We start from the raw sequence: 20752 nt of genomic DNA on the forward strand, positions 1-20752 counted from the left end.
GCTTTTTTGTGCAAAATGCCGCAACAGCGCCAAAAAGTTGACGAATTGGAAAAAAGTGGTTATAATAGAGGACGTAGCCACGCAAATTTGCTGTGGAACACTATGCGGCCCGAGGGAGCAAACACAGAAAAGCGGCCGCCCAACGTATTAGGAGGAATTCCGATATGGCACTTAAAAAGAAAGTGGCCCAGACCGTACTTACCGACGGTAAGTTTTATACCATCAGCGCTGCCAACGGCAAGGTCGTGGAGGTTGCTGATTATAACATCGACAACGGCGCCAAGATCCAGCTGTGGGACAATGTGAACGCCGAATGGCAGCAGTGGAACTTCGTCGCCGCCGGCGACGGCGTCTACCGCATCCAGAACCGTTTTACCGGCAAGATGCTGGATCTGGACTGCGGTGGAGTCAGCGACGGTACCCGCGTCCATCAGTGGGAGGGCGCTCCGGCGTCCAGCCAGCTGTGGGTTGTGGAGCCTTCCAATGACGGCCGGGTCAAGATCAAGTCCAACCTGGCAGGCAAGCTGCTGGATGTGGTGGGCATGAACACTGACAACGGCGCTGCGCTGCAGATCTGGCGCGATGAGAACGGTACCACCCAGTACTGGACCATCAGCGAAGTGACTCGCAAGCCGAAGGCCAGCGCCAAAGCCAGTGCGGCCAAGGCCAAGGCAGAGCTGACTGCCGCCGCAGAGAATGTGGCCGATGCTGCTGCGGATGCCGCCGAGGAAGTGGTCAAGGCTGTCAAGAAGGCCAGCACCAAACCCGCTGCCAAGAAGGCCGCCAAGGCCGTCAACGATACCGTCAAAGCAGTGACCGATACGGTGAAGCCGGCCGCCGATGAGGCAGTCAAAGCCGCAACCCCCGTTGTCAAGGAAGCTGTCAAGGCCGCCAAACCTGTGGTGGAGGAGGCCGTCAAGGCTGCCAGCGAGGCTGTGAAGTCTGCCGCCAAGAAGCCGGCTGCTGCGAAGAAGCCCGCGGCCAAGAAGCCTGTCTCCAAGAAGACCGGCAAATAATCCACCGTCGGATTGATCCCTGCTGCGAATTTTGTGTTGGAACGAGTGAGCCCCCGTGCCGAAAGGTACGGGGGCTTTTTTGATTGAAAAGGGCAAAAAAATCCCTGCGGTGATGCCCGGGGGAGGGCATCGCCGCAGGGGGCTGTATTGCAAAAAAATGTTTTTTACTGAGCTTCCATCGCTGTGCGGATTTCCGCTTCACTGGCGCGCATGGCCTGCAAAGTCTTGTCCAGCAGGGTGTCCAGTTCCCAGCCCAGCATTTCGGCACCCTGACGGATCACATCCCGGGAACAGCCGGCGGCAAACTTCTTGTCCTTGAACTTCTTTTTCAGGCTGGACAGCTCCATATCGGTGCAGCTCTTGCTGGGGCGCATCTTGGCGGCGGCGCCGATCAGACCCGTGAGTTCATCGGTGGCAAACAGCACCTTTTCCATCTCGTGTTCCGGCTTGACGTCGCTGCACAGGCCATACCCGTGGCAGCACACCGCGTGGGTCAGCGCCTCACTGGCGCCGGCAGCGGGCAGGATCTCGGCAGCTTTGGTGCAGTGCTGCTCGGGATAGCGCTCAAAATCCACGTCGTGCAAAAGGCCACACAGCGCCCAGAAATCTGCATCCTCTCCATAGCCCAATTCGTTGGCGAACCACCGCATGACGGCTTCCACCGTCAGGGCATGCTGCAGATGAAAAGGTTCCTGGTTATATTCCCGCAGCAGGGTCCAGGCCTGTTCCCGTGTGATACCTGCTTCCATAGTCTATCGCTCCTTTGCAAAACGGCGGGTCAGCCCAGCGCCTTGATGGAATCCTGGATCTTGGCGGCCTTCTCCTGGGCGGCGGCCAGCTTGGCGCGGGTATCCTCCACCAGTTTGGCCGGCGCTTTCTCCACAAACTTCGGGTTGTTCAGCTGATTCTGGAACATGCCCATTTCCTTCTCGGCCTTGGCCAGCTCCTTGTTCAGGCGTGCCAGCTCCTTGTCCCGGTCGATCAGTTCCATCATGGGGATGAAGCCGCGGGCATGGGGCGTGGCCACCGTAACCATGCCTTCGGTGGAACCCTCGTACTTTTCGGTCAGCGTCACATCGGTGGCAAAGGCAAAGCGGGCCAGATAGGCGCTGCCTTTCTCGAAAGCGGCAGGCGAGGCGGTCTCAATGACCATCGTCGTCTTCTTGGCCGGGTGGACATTCATCTCGCTGCGCATGGCGCGAACGGCCTTGATGTAGTCCATCAGCTTCTCAAAGTCGGCGCATTCGTCCGCCCAGATCGGCATTTCCAGATTGCCGGGCCAGGTCTCCAGCATGATGGTCTCGCCGCTGCCGGGCAGAGCCTGATAGATTTCCTCGGTGATGAACGGCATGAAAGGATGCAGCAACTTCAGCGCCTTGTCCAGCACATAGACCAGCACCTTGCGGGCGGTATCGGCCTGGACGGCGTCGTCGCTGTTCAGGCGGGACTTGCAGATCTCGATATACCAGTCGCAGTAGACTTCCCAGATGAAGTTCTCCACCTTTTCGGCGGCCAGACCCAGCTCGTATTTGTCCAGGTTTGCGGTGGCCTCGGCGGTGACTTTTGCCAGCTCGGAGAGTACCCATTTGTCGCTCATATCCAGCAGGGATTCCTCCGGCATGCCGGGCTGGAAATCTTCCGGCAGATTCATGAGCACAAAGCGGGCGGCGTTCCACAGCTTGTTGGCAAAGTTGCGGCTGGCAGTGACCTTTTCGTCGCTGTAGCGCATATCATTGCCGGCGGTGGAGCCGACGATCAGCATCATGCGCAAGGCGTCGGCACCGTACTGGTCGATGACTTCCAGCGGATCGATGCCGTTGCCCAGACTCTTGGACATCTTGCGGCCCTGGCTGTCGCGGACGATACCGTGGATCAGTACCGTGTCAAAGGGCGCCTTGCCGGTGTAGGCCAGACCTGAGAAGATCATGCGGGAAACCCAGAAACCGATGATGTCGTAGCCGGTGACCAGCGTATTGGTGGGATAGAAGTAGTTGTAATCGGGGGCATTTTCATCGGGCCAGCCCAGGGTGGAGAAAGGCCACAGGGCGGAGCTGAACCAGGTGTCCAGCGTATCGGGGTCCTGGGTCAGATGGGTGCTGCCGCACTTGGGACAGACGGAAGGCGCTTCCTTGGCCACTACCGTCTCACCGCAGTCGTCGCAGTACCAGGCGGGAATCTGGTGACCCCACCACAGCTGACGGCTGATGCACCAGTCGCGGCCGCCCTTCATCCAGTTGATATAGTTCTTGGTGAAGCGTTCGGGCACAAACTTGATGTCGCCCTTTTCCACCGCCTCGATGGCGGGACCGGCCAAGGGTTCCATCTTGACGAACCACTGCTTGGAAACCATCGGCTCGATGACCGAGTGGCAGCGGTAGCAGGTGCCTACGTCATGGGTCAGGCTCTCGGTCTCCTTGAGGGCGCCACAGGCTTCCAGATCGGCCAGGATCGCCTTGCGGGCTTCCATGGCAGTCATACCGGCGTACTTGCCGCAATCCAGCACATCGGGCTCGTCCGCGGCGGCACGGCCGGCGGCTTTTTCGGCGTCTACGGCAGCCTTGTCGGCAGCACCGGTCATGTGGCCGTCATAGGTCAGCACGCGGATCATCGGCAGGTTGTGGCGCTTGCCGACCTCAAAGTCGTTGGGGTCATGGGCGGGGGTGATCTTCACGACACCGGTGCCCTTTTCCATGTCGGCATGCTCATCGCAGACGATGGGAATTTCCCGGTCCAGCAGCGGCAGGATCACATGGCAGCCGTGCAGATGGGCGTAGCGCGGGTCGTCGGCATTGATGGCCACGGCGGTATCACCCAGCATGGTCTCGGGACGGGTGGTTGCCAGTTCCAGCATCTCGCCGGTTTCCTTTACTTTATAGAGCAGGTGCCAGAAGCTGCCCTCTTTGGCTTCGTACTCCACCTCCGCGTCGGAAATGGAAGTGTTGCAGTGAGGGCACCAGTTGACCATCCGGTTGCCCCGATAGATCAGGCCCTTGTTGTACAGCCGGACAAACACTTCCTTGACGGCATCGGAGCAGCCCTCATCCATGGTGAAACGCTCACGCTGCCAGTCGCAGGAACAGCCCAGCTTTTTCAGCTGGCTGACGATGCGGTTGCCGTAGGTGTTTTTCCAGGCCCAGGCCCGTTCCAGGAAACCGTCGCGGCCGACCATTTCCTTGGTCAGGCCCTCTTCCCGCATCTTGGCGACCACCTTGGCCTCGGTGGCGATGGATGCATGGTCGGTGCCCGGCACCCACAGGGCCGCGTAGCCCTGCATCCGCTTATAGCGGGTCAGGATGTCCTGCCAGGTTTCGTCCATGGCATGGCCCATGTGCAGCTGACCGGTGACGTTCGGCGGCGGCATCACAATGGTGAACGGCTTTTTGCTGCGGTCGATCTGGGTATGGAAATACCCTTTGTCGCACCAGTTCTGGTAGATGCGATCCTCGGCGCCCTGGGGCGCATACTGTTTGGCGAGTTCTTTCGGCATAAACAAAACCTCCTGGTCTTTGTTGCGGGGCTCCTTTTTGACAAACAAAACGGCCGCCCCATGAACGATCATGGGACGGCCTGAAAAAATCAAGTCGCGGTACCACCCAAGTTGCCTTCCGACGAAGGCCTCTTTGCGGCAGAGCAAACACCCCGCCTGCCCGGATAACGGCGGCAAACCCGTGTACAGCTACCCCAAAGGCTCACCGTACCTGCTCAAAAGCGACAGCTGCTTTGCCTGCTTTGCCGGACTCGCACCCGACGCCGGCTCTCTGCAAAAGCGGAACAAAGCGCACTCTTTTTCATAGCATTTATATATTAGGTATCCTACCGCACCTTCCGGCCGTTGTCAAGTGAAAAATCGCCCCATGCCGGTAGTGTCTGCGGGCTTTTTTCCTGGCACTGGCTTGCCGTGGCGGTATGGGGGTGCTATAATATCGTTCTACAGAGGCGTATTCTGTACCAAGTATATAAAAGGAGAACTATGGAAACACAAAAAAACAATCCGTGGCTGATCGCTTTTCGTGTGATCTTTACGATCGCGCTGCTGGCCTGCATTGCATATATTTTCCGTAACTCGCTGCAGACCGGAGCCCAGTCTTCTGCGCGCAGCCAGGCCGTGATGCAAGCTGTCAATGAGACACTGGGAAAGGTGCATCTGGGCCCGGTTTCGGAACATGTGATCCGAAAAACGGCACATTTTCTGGAGTTTTCGCTGGAAGGCTTTTTGCTGATGCTTTGCCTGCGCGTCTATACGGCCCATTTTGTACGGCATATGAGTTGGCCGTTACTGATTGGAATGAGTACCGCTTTGATGGATGAGACCATTCAGCTGTTTATTCCCAACCGGACCTCTATGGTTACCGACGTTTGGATCGACATGATGGGCATTGTGGCTGGCCTGCTGGTAGCGCTGATTATTTTGCTGATTGTGCGCGCCGTGATGGCGTTCGCCCGTATTGAACGGGAAAACCGGGCTCTGCGGGAAGAGCGGGAGCAGTTGCGCCGTGCTCAGCAGGAACAGGAACATGAGCGTCTGGCCCAGCGTGCAGCCCACCGCGCGCACGAAGCGCAGCTCGGACATGGCGAGATAAATTCTGAAGCACCGTGGGAAAATGAGGAGGAACATTCGGAATGACGACACAACAAGCAATGGAAGCCCTGCATGCCCTGCCCCGGTTGGGCAGCGGCAAACCCGGGCTGGAGCGGATGAAGAACCTGCTGGCACATCTGGGCAATCCGGAAGAAAGCCTGCAGTGTGTGCATATTGCCGGCACCAACGGCAAGGGCAGTCTGGCGGCCATGACCGCGGCAATCCTGACGGCCGCTGGTTATAAAACCGGCCTTACCATCAGCCCCTATGTGGTGGATTTCAGAGAGCGGTTTCAGATCGACGGAGAGATGATTCCTCCCCGTACCCTGGCCTCGCTGACTCAGAAAGTGCTGGGTGCCATAGAAGCAATCCGGCAGGAGGGCGGGGAAGAACCTGTCCAGTTTGAAGCAGTCACGGCGCTGGCTCTTTTGTGGTTTGCCCGGGAGAAGTGCGACCTGGTGGTTCTGGAAACTGGTCTGGGCGGCCGGTACGATGCTACCAATGCGGTGCCCCATACGCTGGTGGCGGCCATCACCAAGATCGGCTACGATCATATGGAACTGCTGGGGGACACGCTGGACAAAATTGCGGCAGAAAAAGCTGGTATTATCAAGGAAGGCTGCGCGGTAGTTTGTTATCCCGACCAGCCGGCCGAGGCGATGGGCCCCATCCTGACTGCCGCCGCGGAGGCACATACCAGCATCATTACACCGGAGCTGGAGGATATCCGTCAGCTGCCCGGCAAGACGCTGGAAAACCGCATTGATTACGGAGGGTATCAGGCTTCACTGGCCTTCCCCGGTGCGCACCAGGCCAACCATGCGGCTATGGCGGTAGAGATCGCGCTGGCGCTCTGGCGGGAGTACGGCTACGAAATTTCTGATGATGCCATTCTGCAGGGGCTGGCGGCTGCCCGCATGCCGGCCCGCATCGAGGTACTGCGCCGTCATCCGCTGCTGCTTCTGGATGGCTGCCATAATCCGGACGGAACCCGTGCTCTGGCTGAAACCCTGCAGAAAGCGAAGTACGAGGAAAACCTGGTGGGGGTGTTGGGTATGCTGGCGGACAAGGACTACCAGAAGATGCTGGAAATCCTGGCGCCTTGCTTTGCCAAAGTGTATACCGTCACCCCGAACTGCCCGCGGGCACTCAGCGGGGAGGATCTGCAGAAGGCTGCACGATTCCACATGGATGCTGAAGCGGCCGCTACCGTACCTGAGGCATTGCGCGCGGCGGTGCGCTATGCGGAGGATCATAACCTGGCGGGGGTGGTCGTCTGCGGATCGCTGTATCTGGCGGCGGAAGCGCGTCCCTGGCTGCTCAAAGAAGCGGAAAAATAATCCGAAGCCGCCCTCTTCCAACAAAATATTTGCCTGTAAGCCTGTATCGTAAAGATACAGGCTTTTTTGTATAGCCTTTGCGGCTGGTGCGGGCCGCACAATCCGTAATGAAAAGGGGACAACCTTATGGCGAAGGTGTGTTTTGTGCCGGGCAGCGGCACGTTGGCTGCCTATCTCAGCGGCGAAATCGACCATCATGCCGCGCAGTCGCTGCGGCGGGAAATTGACGCCCAGGTGGATGATCGGTTGCCGGAGTTGCTGACGCTGGATTTTTCCGGCGTTACATTTATGGACTCGTCCGGTGTGGGGCTGATTCTGGGGCGGGACCGGCACATTGCTTCCCTGGGAGGAAGGCTGACTGTACAGAACCCACCGCCTGCCGTGCGACGTATGTTGGATTTGGCCCGTATTACCTATGCCTGAGGAGAATCTGCCATGAAAATGCTCAATCAAGTGAAGATTACGTTTGCCAGCCGTTCTGTCAATGAGGGATTTGCCCGGGCGGCGCTGGCTGCATTTTTGGTGCAGCTGGACCCCACGGTACCACAGCTGGCTGATTTGAAGACGGCTGTGTCCGAGGCGGTTACCAACTGTATTGTACATGCCTATCCGGATTCCATTGGTCCTGTCACGATGACGGCAGGGCTGTATGAAGGCGGCTTGGTTCGCATCACCATCAGTGACCGTGGCGTGGGGATTGAGGATGTTCAAAAAGCAATGGAGCCGATGTTTACCACCGGAGATCCATCGGAGCGAGCGGGGTTGGGGTTTGCAGTAATGCAAAGCTTTATGGACAAAGTCCGGGCTTCCTCCACCCCGGGCAAGGGGACGCGCGTTACCCTGACCAAGAGGCTGGCGCCCCGCGATTGACCTTTACATATATAGTGAAGGGGGAACCGCTATGCCTGCACAAAGCATCGAGCTGCTGCCGCGCGCGGAATTTATTGAAAAGAATCTGGGGCTGGTTCATGCCTGCGCCGGACGTTTCAAGGGCCGCGGCATTGAATACGAGGAACTCTATGCGGCGGGGTGTCTGGGGCTGGTGAAAGCTTGCGATGGGTTTGATACAAGCCGCGGAGTATGTTTCTCCACCTATGCGGTGCCGGTGATCCTTGGGGAGATCAAAAAGCTGTTCCGGGACGGCGGCACGGTCAAGGTCAGCCGATCTCTCAAAGAGCTGAGCCTGAAAATTAACGCCGAACGGGAACGCTGTCTCAAAAAGACCGGTCAGGAACCTGGTGTGACCCAGCTGGCAGAAATCCTGCAGACCACGCCGGAGCAGATTGCATTGGCCATCCGTGCATCCTTGCCGGCCATCTCCTTGACCCCTACCGACGAGGAAGATGGGCAGAGAGAATGGGACGTTCCGGTGGACTCCCCGGAAGAGAGCCTGTCGGATCGCATCGGCCTGGCGGAAGTGATGGAAAAGCTGTCCCCGACGGACCGCCAGATGATTCGACTTCGCTTTTTTGGAGGGAGAACCCAAAGCGAAACAGCCAGGGTTCTCGGGACAACCCAGGTACAGATATCCCGGCGGGAACGCAAAGTTCTCAAATGGATGCGGGCGGAACTGTTAGGGGAAAGTTTGCCTGCGTTATAATCCAACAAAAGAAAGCGTGCGTTCGTCAAAATGCACGCTTTTTGCTTTGGAAATTGTGCTTCTTACCAAAAGTGCGACTTTTATATTGACAGAATCGTACAGCGTGTGGTATGATACGCCTACCATCGAAGGAAAAAACGATACAACGTCTTTCTCTCAAGGGTTTGAAAAAATCTGCGAAAAAAATCGAAAAAGGTGTTGACAAACGAGACCTCTGGTGGTATTATAGTCAGGCTGTCCGGCGCGGAAGCGACACGGACGGCCGCTGAAAAACCGCATAACAACAGCCTTTGAGGGCTTTTCGGAAGCTTCGGCTCCTGAAAAAACTTCAAAAAAATCTCAAAAAAGTTCTTGACAAAATGAACTTCACGAGATATAATAAATAGGCTGTCACGCGAGATGCGAACAGCGAGCGGGACCTTGAAAATTGAACAAAACTGAAACTTGTGGAACCTTATCGTGGGTGGAAACCCACGTAAATCAATTCCAAATTACAAGTAATTCAAACAGGACGCAAGCGATTGTGTCTGAGTGATTTACAAGATTAAACACTTATAAAGTGATTTAATACCATTTTATAAAGAGTTTGATCCTGGCTCAGGACGAACGCTGGCGGCGCGCCTAACACATGCAAGTCGAACGGAGTTATTCCGGTTGAAGTTTTCGGATGGATACTGGTTTAACTTAGTGGCGAACGGGTGAGTAACGCGTGAGTAACCTGCCCTGGAGTGGGGGACAACAGTTGGAAACGACTGCTAATACCGCATAAGCCCACGATCCGGCATCGGATTGAGGGAAAAGGATTTATTCGCTTCAGGATGGACTCGCGTCCAATTAGCTAGTTGGTGAGGTAACGGCCCACCAAGGCGACGATTGGTAGCCGGACTGAGAGGTTGAACGGCCACATTGGGACTGAGACACGGCCCAGACTCCTACGGGAGGCAGCAGTGGGGGATATTGCACAATGGGGGAAACCCTGATGCAGCGACGCCGCGTGGAGGAAGAAGGTTTTCGGATTGTAAACTCCTGTCGTTAGGGACGAATCTTGACGGTACCTAACAAGAAAGCACCGGCTAACTACGTGCCAGCAGCCGCGGTAAAACGTAGGGTGCAAGCGTTGTCCGGAATTACTGGGTGTAAAGGGAGCGCAGGCGGACCGGCAAGTTGGAAGTGAAATCTATGGGCTCAACCCATAAATTGCTTTCAAAACTGCTGGCCTTGAGTAGTGCAGAGGTAGGTGGAATTCCCGGTGTAGCGGTGGAATGCGTAGATATCGGGAGGAACACCAGTGGCGAAGGCGACCTACTGGGCACCAACTGACGCTGAGGCTCGAAAGCATGGGTAGCAAACAGGATTAGATACCCTGGTAGTCCATGCCGTAAACGATGATTACTAGGTGTTGGAGGATTGACCCCTTCAGTGCCGCAGTTAACACAATAAGTAATCCACCTGGGGAGTACGACCGCAAGGTTGAAACTCAAAGGAATTGACGGGGGCCCGCACAAGCAGTGGAGTATGTGGTTTAATTCGAAGCAACGCGAAGAACCTTACCAGGTCTTGACATCCGATGCATAGTGCAGAGATGCATGAAGTCCTTCGGGACATCGAGACAGGTGGTGCATGGTTGTCGTCAGCTCGTGTCGTGAGATGTTGGGTTAAGTCCCGCAACGAGCGCAACCCTTATTGCCAGTTACTACGCAAGAGGACTCTGGCGAGACTGCCGTTGACAAAACGGAGGAAGGTGGGGATGACGTCAAATCATCATGCCCTTTATGACCTGGGCTACACACGTACTACAATGGCGTTTAACAAAGAGAAGCAAGACCGCGAGGTGGAGCAAAACTCAAAAACAACGTCTCAGTTCAGATTGCAGGCTGCAACTCGCCTGCATGAAGTCGGAATTGCTAGTAATCGCGGATCAGCATGCCGCGGTGAATACGTTCCCGGGCCTTGTACACACCGCCCGTCACACCATGAGAGCCGGGGGGACCCGAAGTCGGTAGTCTAACCGCAAGGAGGACGCCGCCGAAGGTAAAACTGGTGATTGGGGTGAAGTCGTAACAAGGTAGCCGTATCGGAAGGTGCGGCTGGATCACCTCCTTTCTAGGGAGTCAGACATTCAGTCAAAGCTGGTCTTTGAGTGAATGGACAGGGAAACAAGTTTCAGTATTGTTCAATTTTGAGGGCCGCTGCAAAGCGAACCTCAAAGCATAAGGGACAGCGAAACCCGAAACGCTGTAAAGGCGCGGGGGTATAGCTCAGTTGGGAGAGCACCTGCTTTGCAAGCAGGGGGTCAAGGGTTCGAATCCCTTTATCTCCACCATTTGGGCTGATAGCTCAGCTGGTTAGAGCACTCGGCTGATAACCGAGAGGTCGATGGTTCGAGTCCATTTCAGCCCACCACTGGTTATCCAGTGTGCTGGGTAACCCAAATCCTTATGCAAGGAAGTACCTTGAAAACTGAATATAGAACTGCGAAATGAGATTTTAAGCTAGTAAAATTCCTGATTTTTTAATAAAATCTATAATTTCACCAAGCGGTAAAATCTCGTTGGCAAATGGAGAATCTGAAAAGAGATATGTTTATCGAGAGATAAACAACGGTCAAGCTACAAAGGGCGCAAGGAGAATGCCTTGGCACTGGGAGCCGATGAAAGACGTGGTAAGCTGCGATAAGCCTTGGGGAGGAGCAAACATCCTTTGATCCAGGGATTTCTGAATGAGGAAACTCACTGAAGCTCATACTTCAGTATCCTGCACTGAATCCATAGGTGCAGGAGGGGAACCGCCTGAACTGAAACATCTAAGTAGGGCGAGGAAGAGACATCAACCGAGATTCCGTTAGTAGTGGCGAGCGAACGCGGAAGAGGGCAAACCGGAAGGAGAAATCCTTCCGGGGTACGGACCGCTTTTAGGACCCAAGCTGTTAGCCGAATGGTGTGGGAAAGCCATCCGGAGAGTGTGAGAGACACGTAGGCGAAAACGGCGAGGGCTGCGCGAGTTCCAGAGTACGGCCAGACACGTGAAACCTGGTCGGAAGATGGGGGGACCACCCTCCAACCCTAAATACTACCCAGTGACCGATAGCGTATAGTACTGTGAAGGAAAGGTGAAAAGGACCCCGGGAGGGGAGTGAAAAAGAACCTGAAACCTTGTGCCTACAAGCACATAGAGCACATCAACGTGTGATATGGTACTTTTTGTAGAACGGTCCGGCGAGCGATTGTACGTTGCGAGCTTAAGCACTTCAGGTGCGGAGGCGTAGCGAGAGCGAGTCTGAATAGGGCGTTCAGTAACGTGCAATGGGCCCGAAACCGGGTGACCTACCCATGATCAGGCTGAAGTGAAAGTAAAATTTCATGGAGGGCCGAACCGACCTCCGTTGAAAAGGCGGCGGATGAATTGTGGGTAGCGGAGAAATTCCAATCGAACTCGGAGATAGCTGGTTCTCCCCGAAATAGCTTTAGGGCTAGCCTCATGTTAGATACCCGGAGGTAAAGCACTGAATGGCCTAGCGCCCGAGAGGGTAGCGAAGCCTATCAAACTAAGAATGCCGGAGTATCGATGCATGGGAGTCAGACAGTGTGAGATAAATCTCATTGTCAAAAGGGAAACAGCCCAGATCTACAGCTAAGGTCCCAAATTGTATCTAAGTGGAAAACGATGTGAAAATACACAGACAACCAGGATGTTGGCTCAGAAGCAGCCACTCATTTAAAGAGTGCGTAATAGCTCACTGGTCGAGCGTCTTTGCGCGGAAAATTTAACGGGGCTAAGATACAAACCGAAGCTTAGGCTGCATCGTAAGATGCGGGGTAGGGGAGCGTTGTGTAAGCGGAGAAACAGTAGCGTAAGCGGCTGTGGAGTTTACAGAAGTGAGAATGCCGGAATGAGTAGCGCGAATGCAGTGAGAATCTGCATGGCCGGAAACCTCAGGTTTTTGGAGGAAGGTTCGTCCGCTCCAAGTTAGGCGGGAGCTAAGGTGAGGCCGAAAGGCGTAGCCGATGCACAGACGGTAGAGATTCCGTCCCCACCGAAAGATTTAAGCGCAGGGACACTTTTTGAAGGTCAGAGCCGGGTGTTGGTTCCGGTAGTGATCGAGGGAAATTTAGTACCGAAGTCTGGCTGAATGAGAGGCGAGAAAAGCTGCGTGTATATCTAAGGTGCCCGTACCGCAAACCGACACAGGTAGGTAGGAAGAAGATTCTAAGGCCAACGGGAGAAGGGTTGTTAAGGAACTCGGCAAGTTGACCCCGTAACTTCGGAATAAGGGGTGCTCACGAGAGTGAGCCGCAGAGAATAGGCCCAGGCAACTGTTTACCAAAAACACAGGTTTGTGCTAAATCGAAAGATGACGTATACGAGCTGACGCCTGCCCGGTGCTGGAAGGTTAAAAGGAGATGTGCAAGCATTGAATTGAAGCCCCAGTGAACGGCGGCCGTAACTATAACGGTCCTAAGGTAGCGAAATTCCTTGTCAGGTAAGTTCTGACCCGCATGAAAGGCGTAATGATCTGGGCACTGTCTCAACAGCCCGCCCGGCGAAATTGTAGTACCGGTGAAGATGCCGGTTTCCCGCGACAAGACGGAAAGACCCCATGGAGCTTTACTGTAGCCTGATATTGGGTTTCGGTGTTGCATGCACAGGATAGATGGGACGCTAGGAAGCAGAGGCTTTGGCCTTTGTGGAGCGGACGTTGGGATACCATCCTTGCGACATTGGAATTCTAACCTGCGCCCTTGAATCAGGGCGGGGGACATTGTCAGGTGGGCAGTTTGACTGGGGCGGTCGCCTCCTAAAATGTAGCGGAGGCGTTCAAAGGTTCGTTCGATCTGGACGGAAACCAGATGAAAGAGTGCAAACGCATAAACGAGCCTGACTGCGAGACTGACGGGTCGAGCAGAGACGAAAGTCGGAGTTAGTGATCCGGTGGTATGTGAGTGGAAATGCCATCGCTCAACGGATAAAAGTTACCCTGGGGATAACAGGCTGATCTCCCCCAAGAGTCCACATCGACGGGGAGGTTTGGCACCTCGATGTCGGCTCATCGCATCCTGGGGCTGAATTCGGTCCCAAGGGTTTGGCTGTTCGCCAATTAAAGCGGTACGCGAGCTGGGTTCAGAACGTCGTGAGACAGTTCGGTCCCTATCTGTCGTGGGCGCAGGATATTTGAAAGGCGCTGTCCCTAGTACGAGAGGACCGGGATGGACGAACCTCTGGTGCACCAGTTGTCACGCCAGTGGCACAGCTGGGCAGCTATGTTCGGATCGGATAAACGCTGAAAGCATCTAAGCGTGAAGCCGGCCTTAAGATAAGATATCCCACTGAGTCAATCAGGTAAGACCCCTTGAAGACTACAAGGTTGATAGGCACAATGTGTAAGTGGAGTGATCCATTCAGCAAGCGTGTACTAATAGGTCGAGGGCTTGACCCCATCTTGATCAGATACTCTGTTTGCAAAGCGGTTCGATATTCAGTTTTGAGGGTACATCCTCAACAAAAGAGAAGCATGACAAAGGTCATTGCATGGCCGGTGTCGATGACGGTGAGGTTCCACCTGTTCCCATTCCGAACACAGAAGTTAAGCTCACTTGTGCCGAAGATAGTTGGCTGGAGACGGCCTGTGAAAATAGGTAGATGCCGGCTTCTCTTTTATATGGCCCGTTGGTCAAGCGGTTAAGACAGCGGCCTCTCACGCCGTTAACGTGGGTTCGATTCCCGCACGGGTCACCAGAAAATACCTGCTCATTTTGAGCAGGTATTTTTTTATTATGATCAAGGCGTTGCGCCACAGGGCAGCGTCTTTTTTTATAAAAAACTCTTGACTTAAAGTGCGGTTTAACTTGTATGATAATGATACAGAAACAAATTGTACCGCATCAAGCTGACCATCGGAATGCTATTGTCAGGTTTTTGTTTCTGATCTTTTGAATTCTCAAACGGGAGGTATCTGAAATGAAAATAACAGACAAAGGTCAATTTGAAGCACAAAATGTATTCGGTGCTGGTGCCCCCAATGACGTCTACGCGCAATATTTTATTGGTCATTCTTTCCTGAATCCGTTGACAGATCCACAGTGTGGCGTATTTCTGGCCAATGTGACATTTGAACCTGGATGCCGCAACAACTGGCATATTCATCATGCGACCAAAGGTGGCGGTCAGATTCTGGTCTGCACGGCAGGCGAAGGATGGTATCAGGAAGAGGGAAAGCCGGCAGTCAGTCTGGTCCCGGGAACGGTCATTACGATTCCGCCGGAGGTCAAACATTGGCATGGAGCCAAGGCGGACAGTTGGTTCAGCCATATTGCCATTGAGGTGCCTGGGGATGGCTGCAGCAATGAATGGTGCGAACCCGTCACGGATGAGCAGTATGCCGGCCTGTGAGCGTAAGGGAGAAAAAGATGATTATACAAGAAACATACCGCCTTCCCAATGGTGTTGCTATTCCCAAACTGGGATTGGGAACCTGGTTTATCGAAGATCAGGAGGCTGCCGAGGCCGTGCGCGCGGCGATTGCCCAGGGGTACCGCCTGATAGATACGGCTCAGGCATATGGCAACGAGCGAGGCGTAGGCGAGGGCGTGCGGACCCGCGGTATGCCGCGTGATCAGATTTTTGTTACCAGCAAGGTTGCCGCAGAAGCCAAAACCTATGAGAGCGCTGCGCGCTCCATCGAGGAGACCCTGAGCAAAATGGGGCTGGATTATCTGGATCTGATGATCATCCACAGCCCTCAGCCCTGGGCAGAGTTCCGGGAGGAAAAACGCTATTTCCATGAAAATAAGGAAGTCTGGCGTGCCCTGGAGGATGCTTACCAGGCGGGCAAGCTGCGGGCTATCGGTGTATCCAATTTCCTGCAGGATGATCTGGATCATCTGTTGTCGGATTGCCGTGTGGCACCGATGGTTAATCAGATCCTGCTGCATATTACCAACACAGACCTTGACCTGCTGAAGTACTGCCGGCAAAAAAATATTCTTGTGGAGGCATACTCTCCCATTGCCCACGGAAAAGCCCTGGAAAATCCGGCGGTTACGAAAATGGCAGAAAAGTACGGCGTCTCACCGGCTCAATTGTGCATCCGGTATGCGGTTCAGTTGGGAACGGTGGCATTGCCCAAGACCGCCAACCCAGCCCATATGCGGAGTAATGCATCGGTGGATTTCGTCATTGCAGATGCCGATATGGAGACGTTGATGACGCTGAAAAAGATTGAAAGCTACGGCGAGTTTGACGTGTTTCCTGTGTTCAGCGGCAAACATCTGTCTTAATTTGAAAACACAGAAAGGCGGCAGATCTGTCCTGCCGCCTTTCTTATTTAATTAAACAAAAGAATCATTGCTTCCACGAATGGAGGGCACAGGGACATCCAGGTATACCACAGATGAAGGGCAAGTTCCAACCAGGAAAAAAGGCGGGAATGAAAAGCCCTTCCCCAGATAAAAAATGAATGCATAAAGAAACCATGCTCTGCTGCTTTACAGATCTGCGTTACCAAAGCACTGAGCGCGATGCATATAAGGCAGACAACCGGTTTGGGCATGGTCAGGCTTGGCGTAAGGATACCGTTTTCTTCCGGATGCCATTGCACGGCGACCTGAAAGGGCAGGACCAGCTGAATCCAAAGAGCTAGTCCGATGGTCAGCCAGAAAATGGCGTTGGCAACGGATATCCACTGAATACGCCCTGGAACGAGTAAGGCAAAAAAATCTTCCAGGGACTGACCAGCGTCCTCCCCGTCGCCGGGATCTGCATGCATCAGCTGAGCCAGCGTCAGCCCCAGGGCCGCTGCAAGGGGCTCCAGCGTGTTGATATCGGGAAAGCCCAATCCTCGTTCCCAGCGGCTGACTGCCTTGTCGGTCACGTGCAATTGCTCTGCCAATGCACTCTGGGTCAGGCCTTTGGCTTTGCGGGTCTCAGCCAAAAAAGAGCCAAATGCTTTTGCATCCATAGAAATGCCCCCTTCTTTGTGTTAAAAGCATAGCACGGAGTTTTCAGAAAGTAAACCGATGATTCGTTTACCTCCGAATCATCGAGAAAAATGCGGCTTAGTGTGAAAACCGCACAGGGGGATCAATGATCTTGCGGGATTGTGGGAAGTATGGTACAATGCGGAAAACTAAGCGACAGAAAATTACAGAAACAAGGTGACCGTGCCATGAAAAAACTGACGTTTGACAGACTCGTCTTGGTGGGCGTTGTGTTGATCGCTGTTGCCAACGGGATGGCCTTTGTGCTTCATGCTGGCGTTCTGGTCAACCATGCCTGGATACTGTATGGAGGGCTCTGTCTTTTGCATCCGGTTTGCCCTGAGAGATGGAAGAACAGTGATTATGAGAAAAACGCTGTACTGGGCGCAAAAATAGCAGGCATCCTCTGTATCGCTATAGGACTGCTGACCGGTTTTGCGGTTTGACAGGCAGGAAAAGCGCTTTCAAGGGCTTGCCAGATGGGGCCGGAGCTGCAGACGGCAAAAGAAAAGGACGGGGCAGACGCTCCGTCCTTTTTACGGTATATATTACAAAATGCCCAAGCCACTGAACAGCGTTTTCAAGCCGATTAAGATCAGCACAATGCCGCCGACGCGTTCGGCGGGAGCACGGTATTTGTCACCAAAGAGGGCGCCTACTTTAACGCCCAGAGCAGAAAGAAGGCAGGTGGTGCAGCCGATGAGCGCTACAGCGGGAAGAATCTGTACCTGCATGGCAGCAAAGCTCACGCCCACCGCGAAGGCATCAATGCTGGTGGCGATGGCCAAGGGCAGCATGGCTTTGGCCGAATAGTCATCATCCAGGGACTCCTCCTGGCCGAAACTTTCCTTGAACATATTGGTGCCGATGATGGTCAGCAGCAGGAAGGCAATCCAGGGACCGAAGCGGGTCAGCAGCGAGGAAAAGCGGTCGCCGAGAAAATACCCCAGTGCGGGCATCAGGGCCTGGAAACCGCCGAACCACAGTCCGCAGGTCAGGGCATGGCGGAAATTTACCCTGCGGACTGACAGCCCTTTGCAGATGGAGACGGCAAAGGCGTCCATCGAAAGGCTGATGGCAATCAGGATCAGGTCGAACAGTGTCATAGGTAAAAGCCTCCGTTTTTGAAAAATAAAAAAGACCCACCTGTCCCGCGGATACGGAACAGGTAAGTCTCGCCATTTCAAGTTAAGCCAGAGCCATAAGGCCCATTCTGTTGACAGAACTGCACCGCAGCTGCTCCGCTACTGTGCCGACTACTCCCTTACACATTGCTAGTATCTTATCATGCCGGAGAGTCCTTGTCAAGCGAAGCTGTCAGATCGGGGATTGCAGCTTGCACAATGGTCGGTTTTAGAGTACAATAGGCATAAACTGGACCAAGGGGACGGAAGTATGAAATATAAGGTATTGGCGCTGGATCTGGACGGCACACTGACCAACAGCGAAAAAATCATCACGCCGCGGACGAAAGCTGCATTGCAGGAGGCGGCACGGCGTGGCGTCTGCATTGTGTTGGCCAGCGGCCGTCCGACGGTGGGCATCCAGCCGTTGGCACGGGAACTGGAACTGGAGAAATTCGGCGGCTGCATTCTGAGCTACAATGGCGGCAAAATCATCGACTGCAAGACCGGCAAGACGCTGGTACAGCATGCGTTTCCGCCGGATCTCATCGAGCCAGTGTGCACCTTCAGCCGCTATTGGAACGTGGTGCCGCTGACCTATGATGCCGGCGGTGTGGTGACGGAACATGCAGACAGCCCCTATGTGCAGGAGGAGGCACGGATCAACAAGATCCCGGTACGGGAAGTGCCGGATCTCCCGGCGGAGGTGCGCTATCCTATTCATAAGCTGTTGCTGACCGGCGATCCGGCGGACATGCCCCATGTGGAGGAACTGATGCAGCAGGAGTTTGCCGGCAAGCTTTCCATCTACCGTTCCCAGCCTTTCTTCATCGAGACGATGCCGCTGAATGTGGAAAAAGCCGCCTCGCTGGATTTGTTGCTGCGCAGCAAAGGGCTCACGGCGGAAAACCTGATGGCCTGCGGCGACGGGTGGAATGATCTGCCCATGATCCGTTTTGCAGGGCTGGGCGTGGCAATGGGTAATGCCCAGGCGCCGGTCAAGGCGGCTGCGGACTGCCAGACGGCCGACAACGACCATGATGGTGTCGGTCTGGCTGTGGAACAGTATATTTTGAGCGAGGAGACCTGATTTGTGAATCTGATCGTTTTTGACCTGGAATGGAATATCGGGTACCAGCCCAAGACTTTCCTGTATCATGGGACCGAACTGACGCTGCGCGGAGAGATCATTCAGATCGGTGCTGCGCGTATCAACGAGTGGGGCGACGTGCTGGATACCTTTGAAGTGAACCTGCGGCCGCGGATCTTCCGGAAATTGCAGCATCATATTGCCAAGGTGACCGGCCTCAGCCAGGGAGACCTGGATGCCGGAATGCCCATGAAGGAAGGCCTGCAGAAATTTCTGGACTGGGCCGGACCCGATGCCGAACTGGCGGAGTGGGGACTGGACGATGTGCCGGTGCTCAAGCAGAATCTCTTCCTGAACGGGCTGGATGAACGCTGGCCTGAGCGCTGGTATGATCTGCAGCGAATTTTTTTGCAGACCTATCCGCGCAAAGAAGGGGAGGGGATGACGCTGGAAAGTGTGGTGGACCGGCTGGGCATTCCCAAGGAGGAGCCGTTCCACAATGCGCTGGATGATGCGCTGTACACTGCGAAGATCTGCCGCAAGCTGCCGCTGAACGAAGGGCTGGCGACCTATCCCACCGATGAGGAGATGCTGCGGGAAGCGCTGCTGGGCGATGACACCGCGGCGCGGGATGTTCGGATTTTTCCGGACCGGCTGGACCATGACGATTACCGCAATGCACCGGAAGTCAACCAGGCCCAGTGCCCGGAGTGCGGTGCACCGCTGACCCACGATGAGATATGGCTCAAGCGTGGCAATACAGGTTATTACACCCGCAGCATCTGCCCGTATTGCGGTCCCTGGTATGTGCGGTTCAAACTGAGCCGCCGGGATGGACTGCACTGGAGTTTTGCACGCTGCACAGACCCCGCCACGCCGGAGGCCGATGCACGCTGGAACAAGCAGCGCGCAGCCCTGGCGGAGCGAATGAAACGCAAGAAGGAACGCGAACAGGCATAAGAAAAAAGTCCCGGACCATCCGGGACTTTTTGTTTGCTGCAATGATCAATAGGTGATGATAAGCCCCTGATCCTGAGCATAGAAGCTGCACAGACCGGAGCAGGGCAGAATGCGGACCGATGCCTCCGGCCACTTGGAATGGATGCCGTGCTCCAGAAGTTTGGCGGCGTTCATGTTGTTGCATTGGCTGATCAGAACCGGATGCACGCCGTCGTATTTGTCGTCATCCATCTGTTCCAGAATTTTGGCCAGCACACGTGTCTCGCCGCGGGTTTTGAAGAAAAAGTCGATCTTGCCGTCATTGGTACGGCGTCCCAGCACCCGCATGTTCAGCCGCCCGGCAATAAAGCCCACCACCCGGTTGACACGGCCGTTTTTGGCAAGATTGTCAAAGCTGGCCAGGGCGAACAGGATGTGGGTGGTGGCGGCGAATTTTTTCAGCGCAAAGCAAACGTCCTCAAAACCAAGCCCTTCTCCGATGAGTTTGTTGGCCAGCTCGGCGGCATCGCCCAGCGCACCGGCACAACTCAGAGTATCCAGGATAAAGATCTGTTTCTCAGGGTGTTCCTCCAGGATCATCTCCCGTGCCGAGAGCGCTGCATTGTAGCTGCCCGAAAGGTTGCTGCTGATGGTCAGTGCGATGATTTGATCTGCCTGTAAAAAACACTCCGCCCATTCTTCAGGGCTGGGACAGGCGCTGGTGCTGGCGCCGTTGTAATCGGTCATGGCCTGCAGCATCTGCGGCACATTCAGGGTGGGAAGGTCTACGTATTCCCGTTCACCGATCCGGATTTTAAAAGGTACCAAGGCAAACTGTACCCCGGGGGCCGGATGCTGCAGTTCCCGGATCTCGCAGGAACTGTCGGATACGATCATCCACGCCATAAAGCAGTGCCTCCTTTATATAAAAGTCATTTTGATTTTATTATAGGGGGCGGGGACGGGCCCGTCAAGTGAAAGATTTGCGCCCTGTCCCGGCGGGTTTGTAAAAGATTGGCGGGCCCCTTGCCCCTGCCCGGTAAACGCGTTATAATAGGAGCATCACAATGCAACAAAAGTCAGGAGCTTTC

16 protein-coding genes, 3 tRNA genes, 3 rRNA genes and 1 other annotated feature are annotated in these 20752 nt (G+C 54.9%); of the genes, 17 read left to right on the forward strand and 5 right to left on the reverse strand.

From position 1 onward, the window contains the following. Nucleotides 1-164 precede the first annotated feature (164 nt). Nucleotides 165-1016, forward strand: a complete 852-nt coding sequence (locus NQ490_RS12750) for an RICIN domain-containing protein (RefSeq protein WP_007046187.1) — start codon at nt 165-167, stop codon at nt 1014-1016. Between the two features lie 164 nt (nt 1017-1180). Here NQ490_RS12750 and NQ490_RS12755 read toward each other — a convergent pair whose 3' ends face one another. Together NQ490_RS12755 and NQ490_RS12760 are read right to left on the reverse strand one after the other, a co-directional pair. Beyond that, complete coding sequence (locus NQ490_RS12755) at nt 1181-1765, reverse strand: HD domain-containing protein (protein ID WP_007046188.1); 585 nt, start codon at nt 1763-1765, stop codon at nt 1181-1183. 29 nt (nt 1766-1794) lie between these two features. Continuing rightward, on the reverse strand, nt 1795-4503 hold the full coding sequence (locus tag NQ490_RS12760) for a valine--tRNA ligase (RefSeq protein WP_040917947.1): 2709 nt from the start codon (nt 4501-4503) through the stop codon (nt 1795-1797). A gap of 68 nt (nt 4504-4571) precedes the next feature. Further along, nucleotides 4572-4817: a binding site (T-box leader), on the reverse strand. A gap of 169 nt (nt 4818-4986) precedes the next feature. Between NQ490_RS12760 and NQ490_RS12765 the strand changes: the two genes are divergently transcribed. The 13 genes from NQ490_RS12765 (at nt 4987) to NQ490_RS12825 (ending at nt 15809) form a co-directional block, all read left to right on the forward strand. Then, nucleotides 4987-5640, forward strand: coding sequence for a VanZ family protein (locus NQ490_RS12765; RefSeq protein WP_007046190.1), 654 nt, complete (start codon nt 4987-4989; stop codon nt 5638-5640). Further along, nucleotides 5637-6935: a bifunctional folylpolyglutamate synthase/dihydrofolate synthase gene (locus NQ490_RS12770; RefSeq protein WP_007046191.1), complete on the forward strand. Its 1299-nt coding sequence runs from the start codon at nt 5637-5639 to the stop codon at nt 6933-6935. Before NQ490_RS12765 ends, NQ490_RS12770 begins: the two co-directional genes overlap by 4 nt. A gap of 126 nt (nt 6936-7061) precedes the next feature. Continuing rightward, nucleotides 7062-7358 carry an anti-sigma factor antagonist gene (locus NQ490_RS12775; RefSeq protein WP_007046192.1) on the forward strand — a complete coding sequence of 99 codons (297 nt, stop codon included), beginning with the start codon at nt 7062-7064 and terminating at the stop codon, nt 7356-7358. A 12-nt stretch (nt 7359-7370) separates the two neighbouring features. Further along, on the forward strand, nt 7371-7805 hold the full coding sequence (gene spoIIAB / locus NQ490_RS12780; protein WP_007046193.1) for an anti-sigma F factor: 435 nt from the start codon (nt 7371-7373) through the stop codon (nt 7803-7805). Between the two features lie 31 nt (nt 7806-7836). After that, a complete protein-coding gene (locus NQ490_RS12785) occupies nt 7837-8535 on the forward strand; it encodes a sigma-70 family RNA polymerase sigma factor (protein WP_007046194.1) in 699 nt (232 codons plus the stop codon). 574 nt (nt 8536-9109) lie between these two features. Beyond that, nucleotides 9110-10638: ribosomal RNA gene (locus tag NQ490_RS12790) — 16S ribosomal RNA — on the forward strand. Nucleotides 10639-10782: 144 nt separating this feature from the next. Continuing rightward, nucleotides 10783-10858: transfer RNA gene (locus NQ490_RS12795), tRNA-Ala, on the forward strand. Between the two features lie 3 nt (nt 10859-10861). Then, a tRNA-Ile gene (locus tag NQ490_RS12800) sits at nt 10862-10938 on the forward strand. A 199-nt stretch (nt 10939-11137) separates the two neighbouring features. Further along, a 23S ribosomal RNA gene (locus NQ490_RS12805) occupies nt 11138-13969 on the forward strand. 95 nt (nt 13970-14064) lie between these two features. Next, a 5S ribosomal RNA gene (rrf, locus tag NQ490_RS12810) occupies nt 14065-14181 on the forward strand. The 16S, 23S and 5S rRNA genes sit together here with 3 tRNA genes alongside, the layout of an rRNA operon. Nucleotides 14182-14193: 12 nt before the next feature. Next, nucleotides 14194-14268, forward strand: a tRNA-Glu gene (locus NQ490_RS12815). Nucleotides 14269-14490: 222 nt separating this feature from the next. Next, nucleotides 14491-14922, forward strand: coding sequence for a cupin domain-containing protein (locus NQ490_RS12820; RefSeq protein ID WP_007046773.1), 432 nt, complete (start codon nt 14491-14493; stop codon nt 14920-14922). Nucleotides 14923-14939: 17 nt separating this feature from the next. Then, nucleotides 14940-15809 carry an aldo/keto reductase gene (locus NQ490_RS12825; RefSeq protein ID WP_007046772.1) on the forward strand — a complete coding sequence of 290 codons (870 nt, stop codon included), beginning with the start codon at nt 14940-14942 and terminating at the stop codon, nt 15807-15809. A 47-nt stretch (nt 15810-15856) separates the two neighbouring features. Here NQ490_RS12825 and NQ490_RS12830 read toward each other — a convergent pair whose 3' ends face one another. Beyond that, nucleotides 15857-16489 carry a helix-turn-helix domain-containing protein gene (locus tag NQ490_RS12830; protein WP_007046771.1) on the reverse strand — a complete coding sequence of 211 codons (633 nt, stop codon included), beginning with the start codon at nt 16487-16489 and terminating at the stop codon, nt 15857-15859. Between the two features lie 207 nt (nt 16490-16696). Between NQ490_RS12830 and NQ490_RS12835 the strand changes: the two genes are divergently transcribed. Then, the gene (locus NQ490_RS12835; protein ID WP_040917652.1) at nt 16697-16954 is read left to right on the forward strand and encodes a hypothetical protein; all 258 of its coding nucleotides are present in this window, start codon (nt 16697-16699) and stop codon (nt 16952-16954) included. Nucleotides 16955-17056: 102 nt separating this feature from the next. Here the strand turns inward: NQ490_RS12835 and NQ490_RS12840 are convergent, their stop codons facing one another. Beyond that, nucleotides 17057-17614, reverse strand: coding sequence for a manganese efflux pump MntP (locus NQ490_RS12840; RefSeq protein WP_007046769.1), 558 nt, complete (start codon nt 17612-17614; stop codon nt 17057-17059). Between the two features lie 289 nt (nt 17615-17903). On the opposite strand from NQ490_RS12840, the gene NQ490_RS12845 reads away from it, so the two are divergent. Both NQ490_RS12845 and NQ490_RS12850 read left to right on the forward strand, forming a co-directional pair. Continuing rightward, on the forward strand, nt 17904-18722 hold the full coding sequence (locus NQ490_RS12845) for a Cof-type HAD-IIB family hydrolase (protein WP_040917650.1): 819 nt from the start codon (nt 17904-17906) through the stop codon (nt 18720-18722). Between the two features lie 3 nt (nt 18723-18725). Continuing rightward, a complete protein-coding gene (locus NQ490_RS12850; protein WP_007046767.1) occupies nt 18726-19682 on the forward strand; it encodes a 3'-5' exonuclease in 957 nt (318 codons plus the stop codon). Nucleotides 19683-19727: 45 nt separating this feature from the next. Here NQ490_RS12850 and NQ490_RS12855 read toward each other — a convergent pair whose 3' ends face one another. Then, nucleotides 19728-20567, reverse strand: coding sequence for a DegV family protein (locus NQ490_RS12855; protein WP_007046766.1), 840 nt, complete (start codon nt 20565-20567; stop codon nt 19728-19730). Between the last annotated feature and the right edge of the window lie 185 nt (nt 20568-20752).

The sequence above is a fragment of the Subdoligranulum variabile genome, assembly GCF_025152575.1.
Taxonomy (GTDB): domain Bacteria; phylum Bacillota; class Clostridia; order Oscillospirales; family Ruminococcaceae; genus Gemmiger; species Gemmiger variabilis.

Coding starts and splice junctions, on each gene's coding strand:
- NQ490_RS12750 (WP_007046187.1), top strand. CDS start 165: ATGGCACTTAAAAAGAAAGTGGCCCAGACCGTACTTACCGACGGTAAG.
- NQ490_RS12755 (WP_007046188.1), bottom strand. CDS start 1,765: ATGGAAGCAGGTATCACACGGGAACAGGCCTGGACCCTGCTGCGGGAA.
- NQ490_RS12760 (WP_040917947.1), bottom strand. CDS start 4,503: ATGCCGAAAGAACTCGCCAAACAGTATGCGCCCCAGGGCGCCGAGGAT.
- NQ490_RS12765 (WP_007046190.1), top strand. CDS start 4,987: ATGGAAACACAAAAAAACAATCCGTGGCTGATCGCTTTTCGTGTGATC.
- NQ490_RS12770 (WP_007046191.1), top strand. CDS start 5,637: ATGACGACACAACAAGCAATGGAAGCCCTGCATGCCCTGCCCCGGTTG.
- NQ490_RS12775 (WP_007046192.1), top strand. CDS start 7,062: ATGGCGAAGGTGTGTTTTGTGCCGGGCAGCGGCACGTTGGCTGCCTAT.
- spoIIAB (WP_007046193.1), top strand. CDS start 7,371: ATGAAAATGCTCAATCAAGTGAAGATTACGTTTGCCAGCCGTTCTGTC.
- NQ490_RS12785 (WP_007046194.1), top strand. CDS start 7,837: ATGCCTGCACAAAGCATCGAGCTGCTGCCGCGCGCGGAATTTATTGAA.
- NQ490_RS12820 (WP_007046773.1), top strand. CDS start 14,491: ATGAAAATAACAGACAAAGGTCAATTTGAAGCACAAAATGTATTCGGT.
- NQ490_RS12825 (WP_007046772.1), top strand. CDS start 14,940: ATGATTATACAAGAAACATACCGCCTTCCCAATGGTGTTGCTATTCCC.
- NQ490_RS12830 (WP_007046771.1), bottom strand. CDS start 16,489: ATGGATGCAAAAGCATTTGGCTCTTTTTTGGCTGAGACCCGCAAAGCC.
- NQ490_RS12835 (WP_040917652.1), top strand. CDS start 16,697: ATGAAAAAACTGACGTTTGACAGACTCGTCTTGGTGGGCGTTGTGTTG.
- NQ490_RS12840 (WP_007046769.1), bottom strand. CDS start 17,614: ATGACACTGTTCGACCTGATCCTGATTGCCATCAGCCTTTCGATGGAC.
- NQ490_RS12845 (WP_040917650.1), top strand. CDS start 17,904: ATGAAATATAAGGTATTGGCGCTGGATCTGGACGGCACACTGACCAAC.
- NQ490_RS12855 (WP_007046766.1), bottom strand. CDS start 20,567: ATGGCGTGGATGATCGTATCCGACAGTTCCTGCGAGATCCGGGAACTG.